Below are 4603 nucleotides of genomic sequence, written 5' to 3'. Positions count from 1 at the left end.
CTGCTGCCCCGGAGCGGACGCACCGGTGTTCGCCGGGATCGGCCCGCCGATCACCTCGCGGAACCGCAGCTGGGCGGTCTGGCCGAGTGAACGCGCCTCGTCACCGCCCTCGCCGGGCACCGTGATCGTCAGGTTGCTGCCGTCGAGGACGACCTCGGCGCCGCTGACGCCCAGCCCGTTGACGCGCTGCTCGATGATCTGCTGCGCCTGCACGAGCTGGTCCCGCGGCGGGACGGCCCCGTTCTCCGTGCGCGCGGTGAGCGTCACCCGGGTACCGCCCTGCAGGTCGATACCCAGCTTGGGCGAGATGTTCCCGCCACCGGTGAACAGCACCAGCGCGTAGAGGATGACGACGATCCCGACGAATGCCGTCAGGTACCGCCAGGGGCTGATCTGCTGCCCCGCCGACGATGCCACGTTCTGCTCTCCTGAAGGGTCTCCGGCCGACCCGGGCATGTCCGACGACGGACCGGCCCGGAGACGGGTCGTCCGCCGTCGGCGTGCGCTCCACCGAGCTACGCTCGGCTCCGGCTCAGTGGATGATCGGCTTGCTCTCCGAGGGCGTGACCTTCGGCGACTCGGACGACGACGGGGTCGCCTCGTCGTCGGTGTCGGCCGGGTCCTCCTCGACGGCGACGGCACCGTGGCCGGCGTCCGGGTCGACCTTCTCGCGGACCGCGGCCCGCAGCCAGGTCGTCACGACACCCTCGGCGATCTCGAGGTCGACGGTGTCCTCGTACGAGTCATCGGTGATCGTGCCGCGCAGCCCGGACGTCGTGATGACGACGTCGCCGGTCTCCAGCGCGGCCTGCATCGACTGCGTCTGTGCCATCTGCCGGCGCTGCTTGCGGCCGTTGAGGAACAACGGGACGAACAGCAGCAGGATGATGAGGAAGGGCAGTAACGACATGATCGAACTCTGTGGCATGTCTCCGGGATCTCCGTCTCTGGTCGAGGTCCCGAGTGTGCCAGCCGGGACCGTAGGTCCATCGCGGGCCCCTCCCCCGACACCGCCATTCGGACGCCGGTGACGTGACCGGTCAGAACAGCGCCGGGGCGTGCGTACCGGCGGGGCCGTCGGCAGGCGGTGTGAGGCCGAGGTGGCTCCACGCCGCCGGGGTCGCGACTCGTCCGCGCGGTGTGCGGGCCAGCATTCCGGCCCGCACCAGGTAGGGCTCGCAGACCTCCTCGACGGTACCGGCCTCCTCGCCCACTGCGACGGCGAGTGTCGAGATTCCGACCGGCCCGCCCCGGAAACTGCGCACCAGGGCGCTGAGCACGGCGCGGTCGAGGCGGTCCAGACCGAGCTCGTCGACGTCGTAGACGGCCAGCGCGTCCTGCGCCACGCCGCGGCGGATGACGCCGTCCGCACGGACCTCGGCGAAGTCCCGGACCCGGCGCAGCAGCCGGTTCGCGATCCGGGGGGTGCCCCGGCAGCGGCCGGCGATCTCCTCGGCGCCGTCGTCGCGCAGGTCGATCTGCAGGATCTGCGCGGCACGGCGCAGCACCTGCTCCAGCTCGTCGGGCTCGTAGAACTCCATGTGCGCGGTGAAGCCGAACCGGTCGCGCAGCGGGCCGGTCAGCGACCCGGCCCGGGTGGTGGCCCCGACCAGGGTGAACGGCGCGACGTCGAGCGGGATCGAGGTGGCCCCGGGCCCCTTGCCGACGATCACGTCGACCCGGAAGTCCTCCATCGCCAGGTAGAGCATCTCCTCGGCCGGGCGCGCGATGCGGTGGATCTCGTCGATGAACAGCACGTCGCCGGGCACGAGGTTGGACAGCATCGCGGCCAGGTCGCCCGCGCGTTCCAGTGCCGGGCCCGAGGTCAGCCGCACGGCCACGCCCAGCTCGGCCGCGACGATCATCGCCAGGCTGGTCTTGCCCAGGCCGGGCGGGCCCGAGAGCAGGATGTGGTCCGGCGGATCGCCGCGCCGGCGCGCGCCCTCCAGCACGAGCTCGAGCTGCTCGCGCACGCGGGGCTGGCCGATGAACTCGGTGAGTACGCGCGGGCGCAGCGACACGTCGAGCTCGGTGTCGTCGGGGTGCGGTTCCGGGTCGACCTCGCGGAACCCGTCCCCGTGCAGCTCGTCCTGAGCCACGTCCTCACCCCCGCTCACGGTTGCCCGTCCCGGTCCGCACCGCCCGGGGTCACCGCGAGCGTCCCAGGGACGACAGTGCCGTGCGCAGCAGGCCCGCGGCGTCGACGTCCGGGGTGACGGCCAGCACGGCGTCGACGGCCTGCTCGGCCGGGCGGGCGGTGAAACCGAGGCCGACCAGCGCCTCCACCACCTGGTCGCGCTGCCCGAGCACCGGGGTCGGCGCGGACGCGACCCCGCCCGCGGCGGCCGGGGCCGGCGCGGTGACCTTGTCGCGGAGCTCGAGGACCAGGCGTTCGGCGCTCTTGCGCCCGACGCCGGGGATCCGGGTCAGGACGGCCAGGTCGCCGTCGGCCAGTGCGCGGCGCAGCGTGTCCGGCTCCAGCACCGCGATCGTCGCGAGCGCGAGCCGGGGCCCGATCCCGGACACCGTCTGCAGGAGCGTGAACAGCTCGCGCTCCTCGGCGTCGGCGAACCCGAACAGGGTCAGCGACTCCTCGCGCACGACGAGCAGCGTCGCCAGCCGCGCCTGCTCCCCGCGGCGCAGCCCGGCGAGCGTGTTCGGGGTGGCGTACACGGCCAGCCCGACGCCGCCGACCTCGACCACCGCGTGGTCGAGCCCGATCTCCAGCACCGGCCCGCGGACCGAATGGATCACTTCTCTCGTCCGTTCGTCGTACTGCTGGTGGGCGTGGTCGGCTCGCGGACGGTCGGTTCACGAACGCCCGTTCGACCCCGCAGGCTACCGCGCGGGTACGACACCGGCGCCCGCGACCGTGCCGCCTCCGCGAGCCGGGCCTTGTGGATCTTCGCCATCTCGTCGGCGCGGGCCTTGGCCTCGGCCATCCGGTCGAGCATCGGTGCCCGCCAGCAGTGGCAGATGGCCAGCGCGAGCGCGTCCGCCGCGTCCGCCGGGCGCGGCGCCTCGGTGAGCCCGAGCAGCTTCGTCACCATGGCGGTGACCTGCTCCTTACCCGCCCGGCCCTCACCGGTGACCGCGGCCTTGACCTCGCTCGGGGTGTGGAACGCGACCGGCAGCCCGGCCCGCGCGGCGACCAGCGCGACCACGCCACTGGCCTGTGCGGTGCCCATCACGGTGCGCACGTTGTGCTGGCTGAACACCCGCTCGATCGCGACGACGTCCGGGCGGTGGTGTTCCACCCAGCGCGCGACCTCGTCGGCGACGCCGAGCAGGCGCCGTTCCAGCGGCGTGTCCGGTGTGCTGCGGACGACGCCGACGTCGACGCAGGTCACGGTCCGTCCCGGTCCCGCCTGGACGACCCCGATCCCGCACCGGGTCAGCCCCGGGTCGACCCCGAGCACCCGCACACGCACCCCTCCCGGGAGAACAACGGTTCGAACCCGGAGGCTACCGGCCACAGCCGCCCACCCCGCCCGGGGCGCGCCGGGCCGCCCGGGTGACCCGGCGGGCTCCGGCGCGCCGCGGGTCGGCCGGGATGGTGAGGTGACCGGGGTCGATCGAGATCCCGGGAGGACGTGTGGCGGCATGGCTGCTGCGGGCGGTGGGCGCGCTGTGGTGCGTCGGCCTGCTGGTCGTCGTGGTCGGGGCGTTCGTGCCGCGGATCCCGCTGGTCGGCTTCCTCGGCTCGTTCGTCACCGGCCAGTACCCGGTGCACGCCGGGCTGGCCGCGCTGCTCGGGATCGGTGTCGGCGTCGGGGCGTGGGCGGCCGGGGCACGCGGCACCGGGGCGGTGACCGGCGTCGTCTCGGCGGCGGCCGTGGTCGGGATGGTGGTGGTCCTGGTCAGCCTGGCCGGGGCCGCCCGCGCGGAGGGGGTGCGGCTGGACTGGGCTGCGGCGTTGACGACGGTCGGCCAGCCGGACGGGCGCCCGGATCTGACCGCGGAGTACACCCCGGGCCGCTCGCTGGACCTCTACCGGCCGCCGACGGCCGGGCCGCACCCGGTCGTCGTGTGGCTGCACGGGGGCAGCTGGGTGCGCGGTGAGCGCACCGACCGGACCGCGCTCAATCGCTGGCTCGCCGACCGCGGCCACGCCGTCGTCGCCGTGGAGTACCGGTTGCCGCCGCCGTCACCGGTGGGTGCCGACCAGCGCCGCGACGTCGCGTGCGCGGTGTCCTGGGTCCGCGCGAACGCCGCGGCGCAGGGGCTGGACGCGGGCCGGATCGTCCTGGCCGGGCAGTCGGCCGGCGCGACGCTGGCCCTGAACACGGCCTCCGGCCTGACCGACCGGACGCTGAGCTGCCCGGCCGACCCCGACCCGCTGCCGGCACCGCGCGGGGTCGTCGCCTACTACCCGGCCACCGACCTGCGGCTGATCGCCGCGCAGCTGCAGGGAGCCCTGTTCGGCGGGCCGGGCGAGGGAGCGCCGGAGCTGCGGCGTGAGCTCTCGCCCGTCGACCACGTGCGCCCGGGGCTGCCGCCGACCCTGCTGCTCCTCGGATCGGCCGACCACTTCGTCTTCGCCGATCGGGTCGTCGCCTACGACCGGCGGCTGCGCGAGGTGGGCGTCCCCGGGCGCCTGCTC

General features: G+C 74.6%; 5 protein-coding genes and 1 pseudogene. 1 reads left to right on the top strand and 5 read right to left on the bottom strand.

What is annotated here, in order from left to right; all coding sequences use genetic code 11:
• From I4I78_RS30570 to ruvC, 5 genes and pseudogenes are all read right to left on the bottom strand, one after another.
• Nucleotides 1–417: pseudogene (locus I4I78_RS30570) on the bottom strand (protein translocase subunit SecD); the annotation flags it as partial.
• A 115-nt stretch (nucleotides 418–532) separates the two neighbouring features.
• Nucleotides 533–910: a preprotein translocase subunit YajC gene (yajC, locus tag I4I78_RS30565; protein ID WP_218614984.1), complete on the bottom strand. Its 378-nt coding sequence runs from the start codon at nucleotides 908–910 to the stop codon at nucleotides 533–535.
• 130 nt (nucleotides 911–1040) lie between these two features.
• Complete coding sequence (gene ruvB / locus I4I78_RS30560; RefSeq protein WP_374225948.1) at nucleotides 1041–2099, bottom strand: Holliday junction branch migration DNA helicase RuvB; 1059 nt, start codon at nucleotides 2097–2099, stop codon at nucleotides 1041–1043.
• Between the two features lie 49 nt (nucleotides 2100–2148).
• Nucleotides 2149–2754, bottom strand: coding sequence for a Holliday junction branch migration protein RuvA (gene ruvA, locus I4I78_RS30555; protein WP_218614983.1), 606 nt, complete (start codon nucleotides 2752–2754; stop codon nucleotides 2149–2151).
• On the bottom strand, nucleotides 2751–3425 hold the full coding sequence (gene ruvC, locus I4I78_RS30550; protein ID WP_218614982.1) for a crossover junction endodeoxyribonuclease RuvC: 675 nt from the start codon (nucleotides 3423–3425) through the stop codon (nucleotides 2751–2753). The genes ruvA and ruvC overlap by 4 nt, the downstream gene beginning before the upstream one ends.
• A 170-nt stretch (nucleotides 3426–3595) precedes the next feature.
• Here ruvC and I4I78_RS30545 point away from each other — a divergent pair.
• Nucleotides 3596–4603 (top strand): alpha/beta hydrolase (locus tag I4I78_RS30545; RefSeq protein ID WP_218614981.1); only part of this gene is annotated, 1008 nt, incomplete at its 3' end.

The sequence above is a fragment of the Pseudonocardia sp. KRD291 genome, assembly GCF_019263595.1.
Lineage (GTDB): Bacteria > Actinomycetota > Actinomycetes > Mycobacteriales > Pseudonocardiaceae > Pseudonocardia.
This window is presented reverse-complemented; position numbering and strand designations above follow the sequence as displayed.